The sequence below is a fragment of the Micromonospora sp. KC721 genome (genome assembly GCF_004348355.1).
In the GTDB taxonomy this organism is placed as follows: Bacteria; Actinomycetota; Actinomycetes; order Mycobacteriales; family Micromonosporaceae; genus Micromonospora.
Map to the genome: position 1 here is coordinate 1 of NZ_SMJY01000426.1, position 431 is coordinate 431.

The window sequence follows — 431 nt, forward strand, 5'->3', positions numbered from 1 at the left end:
CGCGAGCCTGTTCCGCAGCGCGTACGCGGTGAGTAGGTGGACAACCCGCCGGCTGATGGTCTCGACCCGAGACAGCTCTTCCAAGAGGTTGAGGGTCCATTGGGACTGGTGATCCGTGTCATGATCACTGACTGTCTTCGACTCCGCTACGAGATCGGTCAGGTCGCGGATCTGCTGCTCGACCCACTGTGCCAGGTCCTTGGGTACCGGCGCGGACTGCGACATCAGATTTACTCCCTTGACGGTCTCGTCTCTAATGACTAGAGTCGACTTCACTCGATGCTCTAAAGGCTAGAGCATAGACCTTGGTACTACGCAAAGTTTGCGTCCACCCCAGGTCAGGTGCCCTATGGACCGGCTCGGAGGGCTGTCCGGTACGGGCTGCGTCAGCTTCTCAACCAGGTGTCAGAGATCGACCGTTGCAAGCGGTG

1 protein-coding gene is annotated in these 431 nt (G+C 59.2%); it reads right to left on the bottom strand.

Features of this window, described 5'->3' with window-relative positions; genetic code table 11:
- Nucleotides 1-225 (bottom strand): hypothetical protein (locus E1182_RS30780; protein ID WP_132271217.1); only part of this gene is annotated, 225 nt, incomplete at its 3' end.
- Nucleotides 226-431: the final 206 nt, after the last annotated feature.